We start from the raw sequence: 16,784 nt of genomic DNA, 5'->3' as shown, positions 1-16,784 counted from the left end.
ACCTTGGGGCGCGGGCGGGGCGGTGCTAGATTGGGGACGCAACCGGCAAGGGAGGTGCCGATGGATACGCGCATCGTGCTGGAGATCGATGAAGATCTCCGCAAGCGCCTCTCCCTGAGAGCGTCGGCCCATGGGCGGACCCTGGAGGAAGAGGCGAAGGCGATCCTCCAGGCGGAGCCGGAGCTGCCCGATGACGATCCGTCGCTCCCCACGGGGACCCGGATCGTGCGTCTGTTCTCCGGCTCCGGAACTGGCTTCCGGGAGGGGGAGCTTGAAGAGCTGAGGGGCGATCCGGCGCCGGCCGCGAGGTCCGGTGAGTGATCGTCCTCGACACCAACGTCCTCTCCGCCGTGATGGCGGAGATGCCCGATGCGGCCGTGTCGGCTTGGCTGGACAGGTATCCGCCCGACGGGCTCTGCCTGACGGCGATCACCATCCTTGAAGTGCGGCATGGACTGGACCGGTTGCCGGCCGGGCGCCGCAGGACGCTTCTGGAGCGGCGGTTCGGCGAGCTCCGGGGAATGCTCGGCAGCGTCCTGCCGTTCGACGAAGCCGCCGCGGAGGAAGCGGGCCGGCTGATGGCGGTGCGCCGCTCCAGGGGGATCGCCGTCGGGCTGATGGACACGCAGATCGCGGGCATCTGCCGTGCCCAGGGGCATGCCCTGGCCACGCGCAACACGCGCGATTTCGCGGACTGCGGCATCCCCCTCCTCGATCCGTGGGCGGACTGATCCGTCATCGGCTCAGAACGCCGCCATGGTGAAGGGCTCCAGGCCGGACAGGCGCATCGCCCGGTCCGGCACCGGCGGCACCCGCGGGGTGATGTCCTTCACCGCCTCGGCGATGGCGCGGATGTGGTCCGGCGTCGTGCCGCAGCAGCCGCCGACGATGTTGACCAGCCCGTCCGCCGCCCAGGAGCGCAGGGACTGCGCCATCTGCGCCGGCGTCTCGTCGTAGCCGCCGAACTCGTTCGGCAGGCCGGCGTTGGGGTAGGCGGAGACGGGCACGTCCGCCACGCGCGCCAGTTCCTGTACGTAGGGCCGCATCAGGTCCGCGCCCAGGGCGCAGTTCAGCCCGATGCTGAACGGCCGCACATGGCGCAGGCTGTTCCAGAAGGCTTCCGTCGTCTGGCCGGAGAGGGTGCGGCCGGAACGGTCCGTGATGGTGCCGGAGATCATCACCGGCAGGTCCAGGCCGCGCTCCTCCAGCACCTCCTCCACGGCGAACAGGGCCGCCTTGGCGTTCAGCGTGTCGAACACGGTCTCGACCAGCAGGACGTCGGCCCCGCCGTCGATCAGGCCGCGGGTCTGCTCGGCATAGGCGCCGCGCAGCTCGTCGAAATCCACGTTGCGGAAGCCGGGGTCGGTCACCACCGGGCTGATGCTGGCGGTGCGGTTGGTCGGCCCCAGGGCGCCGGCGACATAGCGGGGGCGGGACGGGTCGGCGGCCTCGGCCGCGTCCGCCGCTTCCCGCGCCAGCCGGGCACCGGCCACGTTCAGCTCGTAGGCCAGCGCCTCCATGCCGTAGTCGGCGAGGCTGATGGAGGTGGAGTTGAAGGTGTTGGTCTCGATGATGTCGGCACCGGCCGCGAGGTACTGGGCGTGGATGTCCCGGATGATGTCCGGCTGCGTCACGCTCAGCAGGTCGTTGTTGCCCTTGACGTCGCGCGGCCAGTCCTTGAACCGCTCGCCGCGGTAGCCGGCCTCGTCCAGATGGTGGCGCTGGATCATCGTGCCCATCGCCCCGTCGATCACCAGGATGCGCCGGGCGGCGATGCCGCGCAGCTTGGCCAACCGTTGCTCCCGGGTCATCCACTCCTCCACCGACGGAACCGGGGCGCCGGACCGGCCGGCGCCCGCACTGGGCACTGCTGCCTTTCATACAGGTCCGTCTCGGGACATGCAAACATAAAGATGTCTTTATGTGTTCCGGGAATTTCCTGTCGCGGGCGGGTTCCGGTTGGCTTGGGCGGCCGGACACACTATCTCTTGCGTCATGGTTCCTGCCCGCCTGTCCCCCTTTCTCCGCGTTCTGGTCCCGATCCTGCTGCTGACGGCCCTGCCGGCGGCGGCGCAGGCCGCCTGCACGGACCCGGCGACGCCGGAGGTGAACTGGCGGCGCTGCTATCATGACGGCCGTGACCTGCGCGGTGTCGATCTCTCCCGCGCCATGCTGCGGGAAGCGACCTTCCAGCGCTCCGATCTGACCGGCGCCGCCCTGGCCGGCGCCGATGCCTACCGGGCGAAGTTCGTCAGCGCCCGGCTGGGCGGTGTGGCGCTGGACGGCGGCCGCTTCATCGAGGCCGACTTCACCCGTGCCGTGCTGGCGGGGGCGTCGCTGAAGGGGGCCGACCTGCGCAACGCCAAGCTGGTGAACGCCGACCTTGCGAAGGCGGACCTGACGGATGCCCGGCTCGACGGGGCGGATCTGCGCAATGCCGACCTGTCGGGGGCGCTCTGGATCGACGGCCGGCGGGTCTGCGCCACGCCCTCCGTGGGCCAGTGCAACTGATCCCCGCACCCCCGGTCCCCGGGCCGCGCAGGCCCGGTGCGGGGCCGGGGCATACGCCCTGTTACGACTCTTAAAACACAAACGTCAGATTATACTGCCGCAGGCTTGGCGGGCGTGGGGCGGCGCCGTATCCTGCGGGGGTCCGGCCATGCGGCCGGGGCGGGGGGACGCTGACGTGCTGTTCGCGGAAACGAAGGAAGTGGCGGCGCAGCTCTCTGCGGCGGCGCTTGAGCGCCTCCGGGCGAACGGCGTGGCCCCCACGCCGGAGCACTACACGGTCTGGTACGCCCATTTCAGCGGTCGCTTCCCCGCGCTCAGCCGGGCCATCGACATCCTCGAAACGAATCAGGCCCAGGTGGGGGAGGCGCACTGCGCCGACCTCTACGAACGCTTCTTCGGGATGGAGGCGGAGCACGACGCCGTCCATGTCGCCAGCGAGAAGCTGGGCTCCGCCCTCGAATCGGTGATGGCCGCCCTGCGTGAGGCCGGGGCCGATGTCGGCCGCTACCATGATGTCCTGGCGACCGCCCGCGGGCAGCTCGACCTTGCCGCGACGCTGGAGCAGCTCAAGGCGCTGGTGCGCTCCGTCGCGGACGAGACGGCGCGGATGGCCCGCAACAATCAGGCGCTGGAGGCGCAGCTCTCCGAAAGCGCCGTGCAGATCGAGTCGATGCGCCACGATCTGGCCGTGGTCCGGCAGGAGGCGCTGACGGATGCGCTGACCGGCATCGCCAACCGCAAGCGCTTCGACCAGGTGCTGCGCGCCGCCGCCGGGCAGGCGATGGAATCGGGCCGGCCGCTGGCGCTGGCGATGATCGACATCGACCGCTTCAAGCTGTTCAACGACACCCACGGCCATGTCGCCGGCGATCAGGTGCTGCGGCTGGTCGCGCGCACCCTGGCGGACAGCGTGCGCGGCAGCGACACGCCGTCCCGCTTCGGCGGGGAGGAGTTCGCGCTGGTGATGCCGGACACGCCGCTGGCCGCCGGCGTCTCCGTGGCCGAGCGCATCCGCCGCGCCACGGCCGGCCGCCAGATCGTCAAGCGCACCTCCGGCGAATCGATGGGCAGCATCACCCTGTCGGCGGGTGTCGCCATCTACCGGCCGGGAGAGACGCTGGCGGCCTTCGTGCAGCGGGCCGACGCCGCGCTCTATGCCGCCAAGGCGGGGGGGCGCAACCGCGTGATCGCGGATGCGGCGGACCTCGCCGCCCAGCCACCGGAGGATGCCGCCGTTCCGGAGACGCCGGTTCCCGCCCGGCCCGGCCCGGAGAAGGGGGCGACCTCCCAGGGCAGGGCGACCGGAACGCGCTGAGGGCCGGGGGCGCTTACGGCCCGCAGGAGTCTGTTCCGGGAGTGCCCGCTCCGGGAGTGCCCGCGCGGGGCGCGCTCACCACTTGCGTTCGGTCTTCATGCCGCCGCTGTTGATGGCGTCCAGGAAGGGGCTGCTCGGCCCCGGCGGGCGCTTGGGCATGGCGCCGGAGGCGCGGGCCTTGCGCGTCTCCTGCATCACCCGGACGGCGCTGTCCGTGGCGTCGGTCTGGATCTGGCGGCGGACCTGGGGGTCCAGCGATTCGAACGCCTGCCGGGCGAAGTTCAGGGCGGTCTCCGACTGGGTTTCCAGCACCTGGCGCAGCGCGTTCGCCGCCATCAGGCACTCCAGCTTCTCGGGACCCGCGATCTCGTCCAGCACGTCGGCAAGGATGCGGATCGCCTCCAGTGTCGCGGGGTCGGACAGCCGAACGGGCATCGGTTCACTCCTGGAGCCTGCGTGGCCGCGCATCTTTCCATTCCGGCGGGCGTTCTGCAATGTTCTCGCGCGGTGGGGGCGCCCTGCGCAAAGGGCGGGGGAGGGGGGCCGGCATCCCGCCCGACCCGACGCGACCCTGATCGGGGGAAGACGCTCCCGGCCCTGTGCTGTATATGTTCCCGGCATGACCGACCTCTTCTCCGACCCGCCCCCGACCGGCCGGCCTGCCAGCACGGCGCCGTCCGCGACGACGCCCGCCTCCGTTCCCGTGCCCGCGGCCGGTGCCGAGCCGGCCTATCTCGCCGGCCTGAACCCGGCGCAGCGTGAGGCGGTGGAGGCGCTGGACGGGCCGGTGCTGGTGCTGGCGGGGGCGGGGACCGGCAAGACCCGGGTCCTGACCACCCGGCTGGCCCATCTGCTGGTGACGCGCCGGGCCGGGCCGTGGAACATCCTGACCGTGACCTTCACCAACAAGGCCGCGCGGGAGATGCGCGAGCGTGTGGAGGCGCTGGTCGGCGTGCCGACCGAGGGCTGGTGGATGGGCACCTTCCACGCGCTGGCCGCGCGCATCCTGCGCCGCCATGCCGAGCTGGTCGGGCTGAAGCCCAGCTTCACCATCCTGGACACCGACGACCAGATCCGCCTGCTGAAGCAGCTCATGGAGGCGGAGAACATCGATTCCAAGAAGTGGCCGGCGCGGGTCCTGCTGAGCGCCATCGAGCGCTGGAAGGACAAGGCGCTGACCCCGGACCGGCTGAAGCGCGAGGATGCCGGCGACATGGCCGGCGGCCGCCTGATCGACCTCTACCGCCAGTACCAGGACCGGCTGCTGAGCCTGAACGCTTGCGACTTCGGCGACCTGCTGCTGCACAACATCGCCCTGTTCCAGAAGCACAACGACGTCCTGCGGGAGTATCAGGACCGCTTCCGTTACATCCTGGTGGACGAATACCAGGACACCAACGTCGCCCAGTATCTCTGGCTCCGCCTGCTGGCCCAGGCGCACCGGAACATCTGCTGCGTCGGGGATGACGATCAGTCGGTGTATAGTTGGAGAGGGGCAGAGGTTGCAAATATACTTCGATTTGACCAAGACTTTACTGAGGCCCGCGTGATCCGGCTGGAGCAGAACTACCGCTCCACCGCGCACATCCTGGCGGCGGCGCACGGCATCATCGCCAACAACCAGGGCCGGCTGGGCAAGCAGCTCTGGACCGAGGTGGACGGCGGCGAGAAGGTGCGGGTCCGCGGCCTCTGGGACGCGGAGGAGGAGGCACGCTGGGTCGGGGACGAGATCGAGGCGCTGCAACGCAAGGGCCTGTCGCTCGGCCAGATGGCGGTGCTGGTGCGCGCCGGCTTCCAGACCCGCGAGTTCGAGGAACGCTTCATCACCCTGGGGCTGCCCTACCGGGTGATCGGCGGCCCGCGCTTCTACGAGCGGCAGGAGATCCGCGACGCCCTGGCCTATCTGCGCATCGTCGCCCAGCCCGACGACGATCTGGCCTTCGAGCGCATCATCAACGTGCCCAAGCGCGGCATCGGCGACGCCACCCTGCGCCAGCTCTATGTCGCCGCGCGCACGCTGGGCGTCTCTCTGGCCGAGGCCACCTGGCGGCTGACGGAGACGGACGAGCTACGCGGCAAGGTCCGCAGCACCCTGCGCGCCCTGATGGAGGACATCGCGCGCTGGCGCGGCCAGATCGACCGCACGCCCCACACCGATCTGGCCCAGTCCATCCTGGACGAGAGCGGCTACACCCGCATGTGGCAGCAGGACAAGTCGCCCGAGGCGCCGGGCCGGCTGGAGAACCTGAAGGAGCTGATCAACGCCATGGGCGAGTTCGAGAACCTGACCGGGTTCCTGGAGCACGTCGCCCTGGTGATGGACAATGCCGAGGCGTCCGGGGTGGAGCAGGTCAGCCTGATGACCCTGCACGGCGCCAAGGGGCTGGAGTTCGACGTCGTCTTCCTGCCCGGCTGGGAGGAGGGGCTGTTCCCCTCGCAGCGGACGCTGGACGAGAACGGCATCGCCGGGCTGGAGGAGGAGCGGCGGCTGGCCTATGTCGGCATCACCCGCGGCCGTATCCGCGTCCATGTCAGCCATGCCGCGAACCGGCGCATCCACGGCTCCTGGGCGACCTCCCTGCCGTCGCGCTTCGTGGACGAGCTGCCGGCCGAGCATGTCGAGGTGGAGAACGCCCCCGGCATCGGCGGCGCCGGCTTCGGGGCCGGGGGATTCGGCTCCGGCGGGTTCGGCTCCGGTGGGTTCGGGGGGGCCGCGGCGGGCGGCGGCTGGTCCGGCTTCGGCGACCGCTTCAACCGCATGGGCCGGCAGGCGGCGCAGGCGCCGGCGCGCGGCCGGGTGATCGAGGGCACCGCCTATCAGGTGTCGCCGCGCTCCCGCCCCGACCGGCCCTTCAATCCCGGCTCCCGTGTCTTCCACCAGAAATTCGGCTACGGCACCGTGGTGGCGGTGGAAAACGACAAGCTGGAGATCAAGTTCGACGCCACGGGCGTCAAGAAGGTGATGGACAGCTTCGTCGTGCCCGCCGAACAGGCAGGCTGAGGGTTTATCAGGCAATCCTGAAACTTCCCCCTGGGACCCTTCGCCGCCAGGAGGTCAAGGACTTATGAATTCAAACGAATTCCCTTGAAGGATCGGCAAGTCGCCTGCGATCCTCCACCCTGATCTTACCTGGGGCGGGGGCGGCCAGGACATGCACACGATGGTGTCGGAATTCGCGGCGTCGGTCGCGGCCAGGGGGGCGGAGGCGTCGGCCGCGAGCCCGGAACGGATCATGGAGCTGGCGGCCGATGTCGGCAGCTCTGTCCGGGCCCGGACGGAGGCGATCCGGGCGATCACCGGACAGACCCGCATCCTGGCCCTGAACGCCCTGATCGAGGCGGCCCGGGCGGGCGAGGCGGGACGCGGCTTCTCCGTCGTCGCCAACGAGGTCAAGTCCGTCTCCACCCGGATCGAGCAGGTGGCCTACGAGCTGGACACCGAGCTGTCGGCCAAGGTGCGCGACCTGGAACTGCTCGGCGCCCGCATGATCGAGGAGGTGCGCGGCCAGCGCCTCGCCGACCTAGCCCTGAACGCCATCGAGATCATCGACCGGAACCTCTATGAGCGCACCTGCGACGTGCGCTGGTGGGCGACGGACAGCGCCATTGTCCGCGCCGCGGAAACCGCAGCCCCGGCCGATGCGGAGCATGCCAGCCGCCGGCTGGGCGTGATCCTGGACGCCTACACCGTCTATCTCGACCTCTGGATCGTCGGCCGCGACGGCCGGGTCATCGCCAGCGGCCGGCCCGACCGTTTCCGGGTCGCCGGGCTGGATGTCGGGCAGGAATCCTGGTTCCGCCGGGCGCTGGAGAGCCGTAGTGGCGACGATTACGCCGTCGCCGACATCACCGCGAGCCCTGCCCTGGGCGGCCGGCAGACGGCCACCTACGCCGCCCCCATCTTCCCCGACGGCGCCCGGGGCGGCACCGCGCAGGGCGTGCTGGGCATCCATTTCGACTGGGGCCCGCAGGCGGACACGGTCTGCCGCGGCGTCCGCCTCTCCGGGGAGGAAGCCGGCCGCACCCGCGTGCTGCTGCTGGACAACCGGCTGCGCATCATCGCCGCTTCCGACGGGAAGGGCATCCTGACGGCCGGTTTCCCGCTGGACACGGGCGGCCGTCCGCTGGGCCACTATCGCGACAAGGACGGCAACACCGTCGGCTTCGCCCTGACGCCGGGCTACGAGACCTACCGCGGGCTGGGCTGGTACGGCTGCATCGTCCAGGCCCCGCCCGGCTGATCCGCGCCGCCTGTCCCGCCCGGTTCTCCGGCGGGCGAAACCGACCCGTTACAATTTCGGTCCGCAACCACTGGCGCCACGCCGCTATAACCCGTCGGACGAGAACATCCGCGCGGCCCTGGTGCCGGGCGGTCCGAACAGGGAATGGCAGACAATGGCTTCACGATCCCCGCTGCGCGTCCGCCTCGCCGGCGCCGCCACCCTCGCCCTCCTCGCCGGGCTGACGCCCCTGTCCCTCGCCAGCACGGTGCAGGCCGCCACGGCCGTCGCCGGTCCCGGCCGCACCGACGCGGCCGCCGAGGCCGCGGCAGCGCCGGCGGCCACGGCGGACCCGCGCTATGTCTGGGACCTGACGACGCTGTTCCGCACGGACGCCGACTGGGACGCCGAGCGCAAGGCCGTGCTGGAGGAACTGCCGGCGATCGAGGCGCTGCGCGGCACGCTGGGCAAGGACGCCGCCACCCTGCGCGCGGCCCTGGACCGCATCTCGGCCCTTTCGCAGCGGTTCGAGCGGCTGGCGGTCTATGCTTCGACCCAGGCTTCCACGGACAGCCGTGACGCCCGCAACCAGGAGCGGGCGGGTCTGATCCGCCAGCTCGGCGGCCGGTTCGGCGCCGCCGTCTCCTGGCTGTCGCCGGAGGTGCAGGACATCGGCGCCGAGAAGATCGAAGCCTTCATCAAGGCCGAAAAGGGGCTGGCCCCGCACGCCTTCCGCCTGCGCGACATCCTGCGCACCAAGGAGCATACGCTGTCCAAGGAGGCGGAGGCCGCGCTGGCCGCCTTCGCCCCGGTGATGTACGCGCCCGGCACCACCTACAACCTGCTCGCCACGGTCGATATCGACTGGCCCAGCCTCACGGTCGAGGGGCAGGAGGTGAAGCTCAACCAGATCGGCTACCAGCGCCTGCGCGAGCATCCCGACCGGGCCGTGCGCAAGCAGGCGTTCGACACCTTCTGGACGAAGCTCGGCCAGTACACGAACACCTTCGGGTCCACCCTGGCGAGCCGGGTGGAGGCGGGCACGATCAACGCGCGCCTGCGCGGCTACAGGAGCGCCGTCGCCGCCTCCCTCGCCGACAACGACATCCCGGAGGAGGTCTACCGCACCCTGGTCGCCGAGGCGAACAAGGGTCTGCCGACGCTGCACCGCTACTTCAAGCTGCGGCAGCGGATGCTGGGCCTGCCGGACCTGAACTACTACGACATCTACCCCTCGGTCGTGCGGATCGACCGCAAGTACCCGATCGCCGAGGCGGGCACGCTGACTCTGGCGGCCGTGAAGCCGCTCGGTCCCGAGTACCAGGCGAAGCTGAAGGAAGCCCTGGACGGCCGCTGGATGCATGTCTACCCGGCCGAAGGCAAGCAGTCCGGCGCCTACCAGACGGGCGTCTACGGGGTGCATCCCTTCGTCTTCCTGAACCATCAGGACAATTTCGACGGGGTCAGCACCTTCGCCCATGAGTGGGGCCACGGCATGCACACCAAGCTGGCCAACGCCAGCCAGCCCTATGAGACGGCGGACTATTCCCTGTTCGTGGCGGAGATCGCCTCCATCACCAACGAGATCCTGCTGTCCGACTACATGCTGTCCCGGGCCGAGACGCCGCAGGAGCGGCTCTACTATCTGGGCTATGCGCTGGAGGGGATGCGCGGCACCTTCTTCCGCCAGACCATGTTCGCCGAGTTCGAACTGGCGACCCATGACGCGGTCGAGCGCGGCGAGGCCCTGAGCGGCCAGCGCATGACGGCGATCTACTGCGATCTGCTGAAGCGCTACCACGGCGATGCCGAGGGCGTGATGAAGATCGACCCGACCTACTGCGCGGAATGGGCCTACATCCCGCACTTCTACCGGCCCTTCTACGTCTACCAGTACGCCACCTCGATGGCGGCCGCGGCCTACTTCGCCGGGCAGGTGGAGCAGAAGGGGGAGCCGGCGCGCGACGCCTATCTCTCCGTGCTGCGGGCCGGGGGCTCCGAGTACCCTTACCAGCTCCTGAAGAAGGCCGGCCTCGACATGGCGTCGCCGACCCCCTACCAGGCGCTGATCAAGCGTATGGATACCATCATGGACGAGATGGAGAAGATCCTGGACCAGCAGGCCGCCAAGCCGGCCAGGCGCTGATCCGGGGGACCCGGGAACGGGTCCTGAAACGGGAAGGGGCGCCGGCCTGCCAGCCGGCGCCCCTTTTCCATTCGGGCGGACGCTTCGGGACGAAGCGGGCCGGGCCGGCCGTCACACCGGCCCGGTCGCCTGCTCCAGCCAGCCGCGCGTGGCGGGATCGAGCAGCGGCCCGATCTCCTGCCGGACGCGGGCATGGTAGCCGTTCAGCCAGTCCCGTTCCGCCGGCGTCAGCAGCGACGGTTCCACCAGCCGGCGGTCGATCGGCGCCAGGGTCAGGGTCTCGAAGCCCAGGACCGGCCGCTCCGCCCCCGGCACCTCCTGCGCCGTGACCAGCACCAGCGTCTCGATGCGGATGCCGAAGCTGCCGGTCCGGTAGTAGCCGGGCTCGTTGGACAGGATCATGCCCGGCAGCAGCGGCTGCGGATTGTGCATCTTGGCGATGCGCTGCGGCCCCTCATGCACCGACAGGAAGCTGCCGACGCCGTGGCCGGTGCCGTGGTCGTAGTCCAGCCCCTCCGCCCAGAGATACTGCCGGGCCAGGGCGTCGAGCTGCGAGCCCGTGGTGCCGCCGGGAAAGCGGACCGTGCTGATGGCGATGTGCCCCTTCAGCACCAGGGTGAACAGCCGCTTCATCTCCGCCGTCGGCTCGCCCACGGCGACCGTGCGGGTGATGTCGGTGGTGCCGTCCAGGTACTGGCCGCCGCTGTCCACCAGATAGAGGCTGTTGTTCTCGATCGGCCGGTTGGTCTTCCCGCTGACCCGGTAGTGGCAGAGCGCCGCGTTGGGTCCGGCGGCGGAGATCGTCTCGAAGCTCTGGTCCTGGAACAGCTCGCCCTCGCGGCGGAAGGCCAGCAGCCGCTGCGCGGCCGCGATCTCGTCCAGTCGGCCGGACGGCGCCTCCTGCTCCAGCCAGCAGAGGAAGCGGGCCATGGCGACGCCGTCGCGCACATGCGCGGCGCGGGCGCCGGCGATTTCGACGGGGTTCTTGCACGCCTTGGGCAGGATGCAGGGGTCCGCCTCCCGCTCGACGCGGCCGCCGGTGACGTGCAGCCGGTCGAAGATCCAGACGGCGCTGTTGCCCGGGTCCACGCGCACCTTGGCGCCGGCCTTGCCCAGGGTGTCCAGCTCGTCCCCCAGCTCCTCCGGCGGGCGGACGGCGACCTGGTTGCCCAGATGCTCCTCCAGCCCCGGCGCCAGCTTGCGCCGGTCCACGAACCAGTCCACCTCGCCGCTGTCGCGGGCCAGCGCGAAGGAGAGCGGCAGGGGCGTGCAGGGCACGTCGGAACCGCGGACGTTCAGCAGCCACGCGATGCTGTCGGGCTGCGTCAGCACGGCGGCGCGGGTGCCGGCGCGCTCCAGCTCGCGCGCCACCTCGGCGCGCTTGTCGGCGGCGCTCTTGCCGGCGTAGCGCTCGGGGTGCGCGGTGACCAGCCCCAGCGGGGCCGGCGGCTGGTCGTGCCAGACGGTGTCGATGGGGTTGTCGTCCACAGCGATCAGTTCGGCGCCGCAGCGGGCCAGCGCGTTGCGCATCCGCTCGACCCAGCCGACCGTGTGCAGCCACGGATCGAAGCCCAGCTTCTGTCCGGTGCGCAGGAGCCCGGCCGCCCAGTCGCCGTGGAACTCGTCGATCAGGTGGCGGTACTCATAGACGGCGTTGTCCACCTCCTGCCGGACCTGGAGCGTGTAGCGGCCGTCGATGAAGACGGCCGCCTTGTCGGCCAGCACCAGCGCCACGCCGGCGGAGCCGGTGAAGCCGGTCAGCCAGGCCAGCCGGTTGGCGCGCAGGGGCACGTACTCGCCCTGGTGTTCGTCGCCGCGGGGAATGACGAAGCCGTCCAGCCCGCGCCGGTGCAGCTCGGCCCGCAGCGCCGCCAGCCGGGCAGCGTGGTCGCCGGCCTCCGGCGCGGCGGGATGGGGGATGCTCCGGCGCAGCAGCCGGAGCTGGGTGGCCAGCTCCGCCGGCAGGTCCTCTCCCACCAGGGCCAGCCAGCGGTCGGGATGCTCCCCGTCCGGGGCGGCGTTGACCCCGGCGATCAGGTCGCGGATCTCCGCGACGCTGCGGTCGATCCCGGCGCCCTGCAACAGGCGCTCCAGTTCTGCATCGCCCCGATAGGCGGATCGGACGGCATCCAAGGCTGGTCACTCACGGTCGGAGGGGCGGCGGCGGCCCGGGTCCGGCGACCCGGCACGCGGCCAGACTACTAGACCCTAGTGCCGGCCGGTCGGCCCCGCAAGCGCCCTCACGGGCGCAGAACCAGCGTGGACCAGTCGCCGATGCGGTAGCGCCGGACCAGACGCAGCCCCTGCGCCCGGTGCGCGGCCAGCACCATGTTCTCCTGCCGGCGCAGCAGGCCCGACAGCACCACCGTGCCGCCCGGCGCCAGATGGCGGCGGAGCTGCGGCGCCATCCGCGCCAGCGGCTTCGCCAGGATGTTGGCGACGATCAGGTCGAAGGGCGCGCGGCGGCGCACCTCCGGCGTGGCGTAGCCGTTGCCGGCCCGCAGATCGACCAGATGGGCGACCCGGTTCAGCACGGCGTTCTCGGCCGCGATCTCCACCGAGAGGTCGTCGATGTCCACGCCCAGCACCGGCACCCGCCAGAGCTTGGCGATGGCGAAGCCCAGGATGCCCGAGCCGCAGCCCATGTCGAGCGCGTGGCCCAGCGGCAGGCTGCGGCTGAGATCGTCCAGCGCCTTCAGGCAGCCCTGGGTGGTGGCGTGCTCGCCCGAGCCGAAGGCCATCGCGGCCTCGATCTGGAGGCCGACGCAGCCGGCCGGCACGCCCGTCTTGTGATGGCTGCCATGGACGAAGAAGCGCCCGACCCGGATCGGCGGGAAGCTGAGATAGGTCTGCGTCACCCAGTCGATGGGCGCGATCGGCTCGATCGTCAGGGCCGGCTCCGACAGGCCCAGCGAGGCCGCCAGGATGGCCAGCTTGGTGGAGAGGCGGCTGCCGTCCGGCTCGGCGTGGGAGGTCCCCTCGATCAGCCAGTTGCCGCCCTCCTGCAACTCGAAGGTGGCGACCGCGTCCATGTGCGGTTCGACGATCTCGGCGAACAGCGGGGCCATCGCCTCCGGCACCTCGAACGCGACGCGCCACATGGGCTGCATGGACCACTCCTTCAGGGCAGGACGCGGCCGGGGAACCGCTCCCCGGGCCGGTCCGCCTCTATAGACCGCGCCCGGCGTCGGAAACAAGTCCGCGCCGGGCGAAGGGTTTCACCAATGTTACCCGGCAATGTTCACCCGGCGGCGCTCACTCGGCGGCGCGCTCCGCCGGCGCCGGCTGCGGCAGGGCCGCGGCCGCCCCCTCCTTGCGGAAGGCGATGGTGATGGTGGCGAGGTCGATGCCGAACTTGCTCATGGTCGCCCGGTTCAGCAGCACGCCGTCGGGTTGCAGGAACATCCAGTCGTCGAAATGCACCTTCATCCGGCGCTCGCCCATCTTCAGGTTGAAGTCGTAGTTCATGTTGTAGGCCTGACCGAACAGCCGCCCGGTGGCGACGCCGATGGCGTCGGCGGTGCGGCCTTCCCAGGTGTGCTCGTCCAGCTTCGTCAGCTCCCAGACGCGGCGCTCGGTCTCGCCGTCGTTCCAGACGAAATCCTCGGTCAGCGTCAGCACCTTGCCGTCCCAACGCCCCTCGATGTCCACGACGAACTGGCGGCGGACGTTGCCGAAGCGGTCCTCGACCAGACCGTAGGCGCGGGATCGGCCCTGGAAGAACTCCTCCAGGTGCAGGGCCGGTTCGGTGCCGGCGAACTGTTCAGGCTTCATGTTGCTGCATCCGGCAAGGGCCGCGACGGTGGCGGCGAGAAGGAGAAGTCGGCGGAGCATGGCTATCCGATGTCAGGAGGGTGGGGCGGGTGTGGGGCAGAGGGCTGGAGCTGGGGCTGGGAGCGGGCGCGCCGCGCCTCGATCCGCCGCCGGAGGTCGGCCTGGACCTCCGCCGTGACCGGCCAGTGCCAGAGAAGGGCGACGGCCCCCAGCTTGAAGAGGATGGGCAGCAGGCTGTAGATCGCCGTCAGCGCGAGAAGCGCCTCCGGCGGGTTGCCGGGCCGGTCGGCGAAACCGAACAGGCCGGCCGTGGTCAGCCCCAGGGCCGACAGGGCCAGCGCCAGCTTCCAGGCCAGCCCCCAGAGCGCGAAATAGAGCCCGGTCCGCGGCGTGCCGGTGCGGACCGTGTCGTGATCCACCACATCGGCCTGCATGGCGCCCGGCAGCACCAGATCGGCCCCCAGCACGGCCCCCGTCATCAGGCAGACCGCCAGGAAGCCCGCGAAATCGCCCGGCCCCAGGAAGGGCACCAGGGCGAACCAGCCGCAGGCCCAGAGCATGGCCCACGACCAGACCCGATGTTTGCCGAAGCGTCTGCTCAGGGCCAACCACAGCGGCACCGCCAGGAGACCGGGGACGAGATAGGCCAGCAGCAGGATGCCCGCCCGCTCCCCCTCTCCCAGCACATGCTCGGCATAGAAGAGGAAGAGCTGGCCGGGCAGGCCGTTCGCCAACCCGTTCAGGAAATAGGCCAGGAGCAACCGGCGGAAAGGCCCGTTGCGCACAAGAACGACCCAGCCGCGCCGCAGCCCTATGCTTGGTCGTGTCGGTGGCAGATCCGGTTCCGGCACGGCGAGGACTGCCAGCAGCACCGACGCGGGCAGGGCTGCCAGGATGAAGACTGCCAGGGCCAGCAGCGCCGCCCCCTCGCGGCCCGCTTCGCCCGCTCCGGCCGCGGTCACCAGCACGGGAGCGGCGATGGAGCCGGCGAGGAACAGCACGTCGCGCCATGCGGCGATGCGGGTGCGCTCGTCATAGTCGCCCGACAGCTCCGCCCCCCAGGCGGTGTAGGGCACGAACATCATGCTCCAGCCGAGATAGAGGGCGAAGCTCCAGCCGGTCAGGTGGGCGATGCCGGCACCGGCCGGCGGCTGGAACAGCATCCAGACCGACAGCAGCACCAGCGGCAGCCCGGCCACGAGCCACGGTCGGCGCCGGCCGAAGCGACCGCGCGTGCGGTCGCTCAGCCAGCCGACCAGGGGGTCCGTCACCACGTCCCACAGCCGCGCCAGCAGGATGGCCAGCCCGACCGCCCCCAGCGGCAGCCCCAGCCCGGCATAGTACTTGGGCACCAGCGCGAAGGCCGGAAGCGTCAGCGCCGCCAGCGGCAGGGCCGGCAGCCCGTAGGCCAGCAGCCGTCCTGCCGACAGGCGCGCGCCGCCCCCCGTGCTTCTGCCCGTGCTTCCGCCCGTCTTTGCTTCCCTCACCGCGGTCGCTCCCACTGGCGTCAGTGTCTCCGGAGGCGGACGGCCGCCGTCCGGCCCGGACAGGGGAGGGGGTCAGTCGCGGGCGAGCCCGACCTGGAGGACATCGATGGACCCGGCCTTGAAGCCCGCCTGGCAGTACCAGAGATACTGCTCCCACATGCGCTTGAAGCGGCCGTCGAAGCCCATGCCGGACAGTTCGGGCCAGGCGGTCTGGAAGCGCCGGTTCCACTCCGCCAGCGTGCGGGCGTAGTGCGGGCCGAAGCTGGCCGCCTCGCGCCAACGCAGGCCCGCCGTCTCCACCTCCCGCCGCAGGGCGGTGGGGGAGGGCAGCATGCCGCCGGGGAAGATGTAGCGCTGGATGTAGTCGCCGCCGCGGCGGTAGCGCTCGAAATGCCGGTCGGCGATGGTGATGATCTGGAGCGCCGCCCGGCCGCCCTCGGCCAGCCGCTCGCGTACCGTGCCGAAGAAGTCCGGCCAGTAGCGCTCGCCCACCGCCTCGAACATCTCGATGCTGGCGATGCGGTCGAAGCGGCCGCCGGTGTCACGGTAGTCCTGCAACCGGATCTCCACCCGGTCGCCCAGCCCGGCCCGCTGGATGCGCTCCGAGGCGAAGGCGAACTGGCGCGGGCTGATGGTGATGCCGGTGACGCGGGCCCCCACCTCGCCCGCCGCGAACTCGGCGAAGCCGCCCCAGCCGCAGCCGATCTCCAGCACATGGTGGCCGGGCTCCAGCCCCATGCGGCGGGCGATCTCGGCGTACTTGCGCCGCTGCGCCTCGGCCAGCGCGCTGCCGACGGCGCCTTCGGCGGTCCCGTCGGCATCCCCCTCGAACACGGCGGACGAATAGGTCATCGTCTCGTCCAGCCAGCGGCCGTAGAACTCGTTCCCCAGATCGTAGTGGTAGGCGATGTTGCGTCGGCTGCCCGTGCGGGTGTTCGGCCGCAGCGCGTGGACCAGGTGCGAGGCCAGCCTGTACCAGGGCCGGCCGTGCAGCGTCCGCCCCAGCATCTCTTCGTTCAGGAGCGCCATCTCGAACAGCGCCGGCACGTCCGGGCTGGACCAGTCGCCGTCCAGGTAGGATTCGCAGAAGCCCAGGCTGCCGCCGGTCAGCAGCCGCCGCGCCACGCGGTCGTCATGCACCGCCAGCACGCCCGACGGGCCGGGCTCCGTCCCCTCGAAACGGTGGGTCGTGCCATCGGGCAGGACCACCGTCAGGCTGCCGATGCGCAGCGCCCGCGCCGTCGCCAGCAGCAGGCGCATGGTCCGCGACGGCCGGTAGCCGCGGGCGAGGGTCCCCCCGCCGGTCAGGCTGCTCTCGGTCATCTCTCTCA

14 protein-coding genes are annotated in these 16,784 nt (G+C 71.0%); 7 read left to right on the top strand and 7 right to left on the bottom strand.

Annotated features, from left to right (window positions below; all coding sequences use genetic code 11):
• Positions 1–60: 60 nt before the first annotated feature.
• Together ACFQPS_RS10085 and ACFQPS_RS10080 are read left to right on the top strand one after the other, a co-directional pair.
• Positions 61–321 carry a FitA-like ribbon-helix-helix domain-containing protein gene (locus ACFQPS_RS10085; RefSeq protein ID WP_377358632.1) on the top strand — a complete coding sequence of 87 codons (261 nt, stop codon included), beginning with the start codon at positions 61–63 and terminating at the stop codon, positions 319–321.
• Positions 318–731: a type II toxin-antitoxin system VapC family toxin gene (locus ACFQPS_RS10080; RefSeq protein ID WP_377358630.1), complete on the top strand. Its 414-nt coding sequence runs from the start codon at positions 318–320 to the stop codon at positions 729–731. Before ACFQPS_RS10085 ends, ACFQPS_RS10080 begins: the two co-directional genes overlap by 4 nt.
• 12 nt (positions 732–743) lie before the next feature.
• Here ACFQPS_RS10080 and ACFQPS_RS10075 read toward each other — a convergent pair whose 3' ends face one another.
• Positions 744–1,811, bottom strand: a complete 1,068-nt coding sequence (locus ACFQPS_RS10075; RefSeq protein ID WP_377358628.1) for a homocysteine S-methyltransferase family protein — start codon at positions 1,809–1,811, stop codon at positions 744–746.
• Positions 1,812–1,995: 184 nt separating this feature from the next.
• On the opposite strand from ACFQPS_RS10075, the gene ACFQPS_RS10070 reads away from it, so the two are divergent.
• Together ACFQPS_RS10070 and ACFQPS_RS10065 are read left to right on the top strand one after the other, a co-directional pair.
• Positions 1,996–2,511 (top strand): pentapeptide repeat-containing protein, encoded by a 516-nt coding sequence (locus ACFQPS_RS10070; protein WP_377358626.1) that lies wholly within the window; start codon positions 1,996–1,998, stop codon positions 2,509–2,511.
• 175 nt (positions 2,512–2,686) lie between these two features.
• Positions 2,687–3,826 carry a diguanylate cyclase gene (locus ACFQPS_RS10065; RefSeq protein ID WP_377358624.1) on the top strand — a complete coding sequence of 380 codons (1,140 nt, stop codon included), beginning with the start codon at positions 2,687–2,689 and terminating at the stop codon, positions 3,824–3,826.
• Between the two features lie 75 nt (positions 3,827–3,901).
• On the opposite strand, the gene ACFQPS_RS10060 is transcribed toward ACFQPS_RS10065, so the two are convergent.
• On the bottom strand, positions 3,902–4,261 hold the full coding sequence (locus ACFQPS_RS10060; RefSeq protein WP_012567215.1) for a hypothetical protein: 360 nt from the start codon (positions 4,259–4,261) through the stop codon (positions 3,902–3,904).
• 184 nt (positions 4,262–4,445) lie between these two features.
• Here ACFQPS_RS10060 and ACFQPS_RS10055 point away from each other — a divergent pair, with 184 nt between their 5' ends.
• From ACFQPS_RS10055 to pepF, 3 genes are all read left to right on the top strand, one after another.
• Positions 4,446–6,827, top strand: coding sequence for an ATP-dependent helicase (locus ACFQPS_RS10055; RefSeq protein WP_377358623.1), 2,382 nt, complete (start codon positions 4,446–4,448; stop codon positions 6,825–6,827).
• Between the two features lie 160 nt (positions 6,828–6,987).
• On the top strand, positions 6,988–8,067 hold the full coding sequence (locus ACFQPS_RS10050) for a methyl-accepting chemotaxis protein (protein WP_377358622.1): 1,080 nt from the start codon (positions 6,988–6,990) through the stop codon (positions 8,065–8,067).
• 154 nt (positions 8,068–8,221) lie between these two features.
• Positions 8,222–10,192: an oligoendopeptidase F gene (gene pepF / locus ACFQPS_RS10045; RefSeq protein ID WP_377358621.1), complete on the top strand. Its 1,971-nt coding sequence runs from the start codon at positions 8,222–8,224 to the stop codon at positions 10,190–10,192.
• A gap of 111 nt (positions 10,193–10,303) precedes the next feature.
• Here pepF and ACFQPS_RS10040 read toward each other — a convergent pair whose 3' ends face one another.
• From ACFQPS_RS10040 to ACFQPS_RS10020, 5 genes are all read right to left on the bottom strand, one after another.
• Positions 10,304–12,325 carry an aminopeptidase P family protein gene (locus ACFQPS_RS10040; protein ID WP_377358620.1) on the bottom strand — a complete coding sequence of 674 codons (2,022 nt, stop codon included), beginning with the start codon at positions 12,323–12,325 and terminating at the stop codon, positions 10,304–10,306.
• Positions 12,326–12,432: 107 nt separating this feature from the next.
• Positions 12,433–13,302 (bottom strand): 50S ribosomal protein L11 methyltransferase, encoded by an 870-nt coding sequence (locus ACFQPS_RS10035; protein ID WP_377358619.1) that lies wholly within the window; start codon positions 13,300–13,302, stop codon positions 12,433–12,435.
• 145 nt (positions 13,303–13,447) lie between these two features.
• Complete coding sequence (locus ACFQPS_RS10030; protein ID WP_377358618.1) at positions 13,448–14,026, bottom strand: DUF3833 domain-containing protein; 579 nt, start codon at positions 14,024–14,026, stop codon at positions 13,448–13,450.
• A 2-nt stretch (positions 14,027–14,028) separates the two neighbouring features.
• On the bottom strand, positions 14,029–15,453 hold the full coding sequence (locus tag ACFQPS_RS10025) for an MFS transporter (RefSeq protein WP_377358616.1): 1,425 nt from the start codon (positions 15,451–15,453) through the stop codon (positions 14,029–14,031).
• A 72-nt stretch (positions 15,454–15,525) separates the two neighbouring features.
• Positions 15,526–16,776, bottom strand: a complete 1,251-nt coding sequence (locus tag ACFQPS_RS10020; protein ID WP_377358615.1) for a class I SAM-dependent methyltransferase — start codon at positions 16,774–16,776, stop codon at positions 15,526–15,528.
• Positions 16,777–16,784: the final 8 nt, after the last annotated feature.

It is taken from the genome of Rhodocista pekingensis (assembly GCF_042665545.1).
In the GTDB taxonomy this organism is placed as follows: domain Bacteria; phylum Pseudomonadota; class Alphaproteobacteria; order Azospirillales; family Azospirillaceae; genus Rhodocista; species Rhodocista pekingensis.
This window is presented reverse-complemented; position numbering and strand designations above follow the sequence as displayed.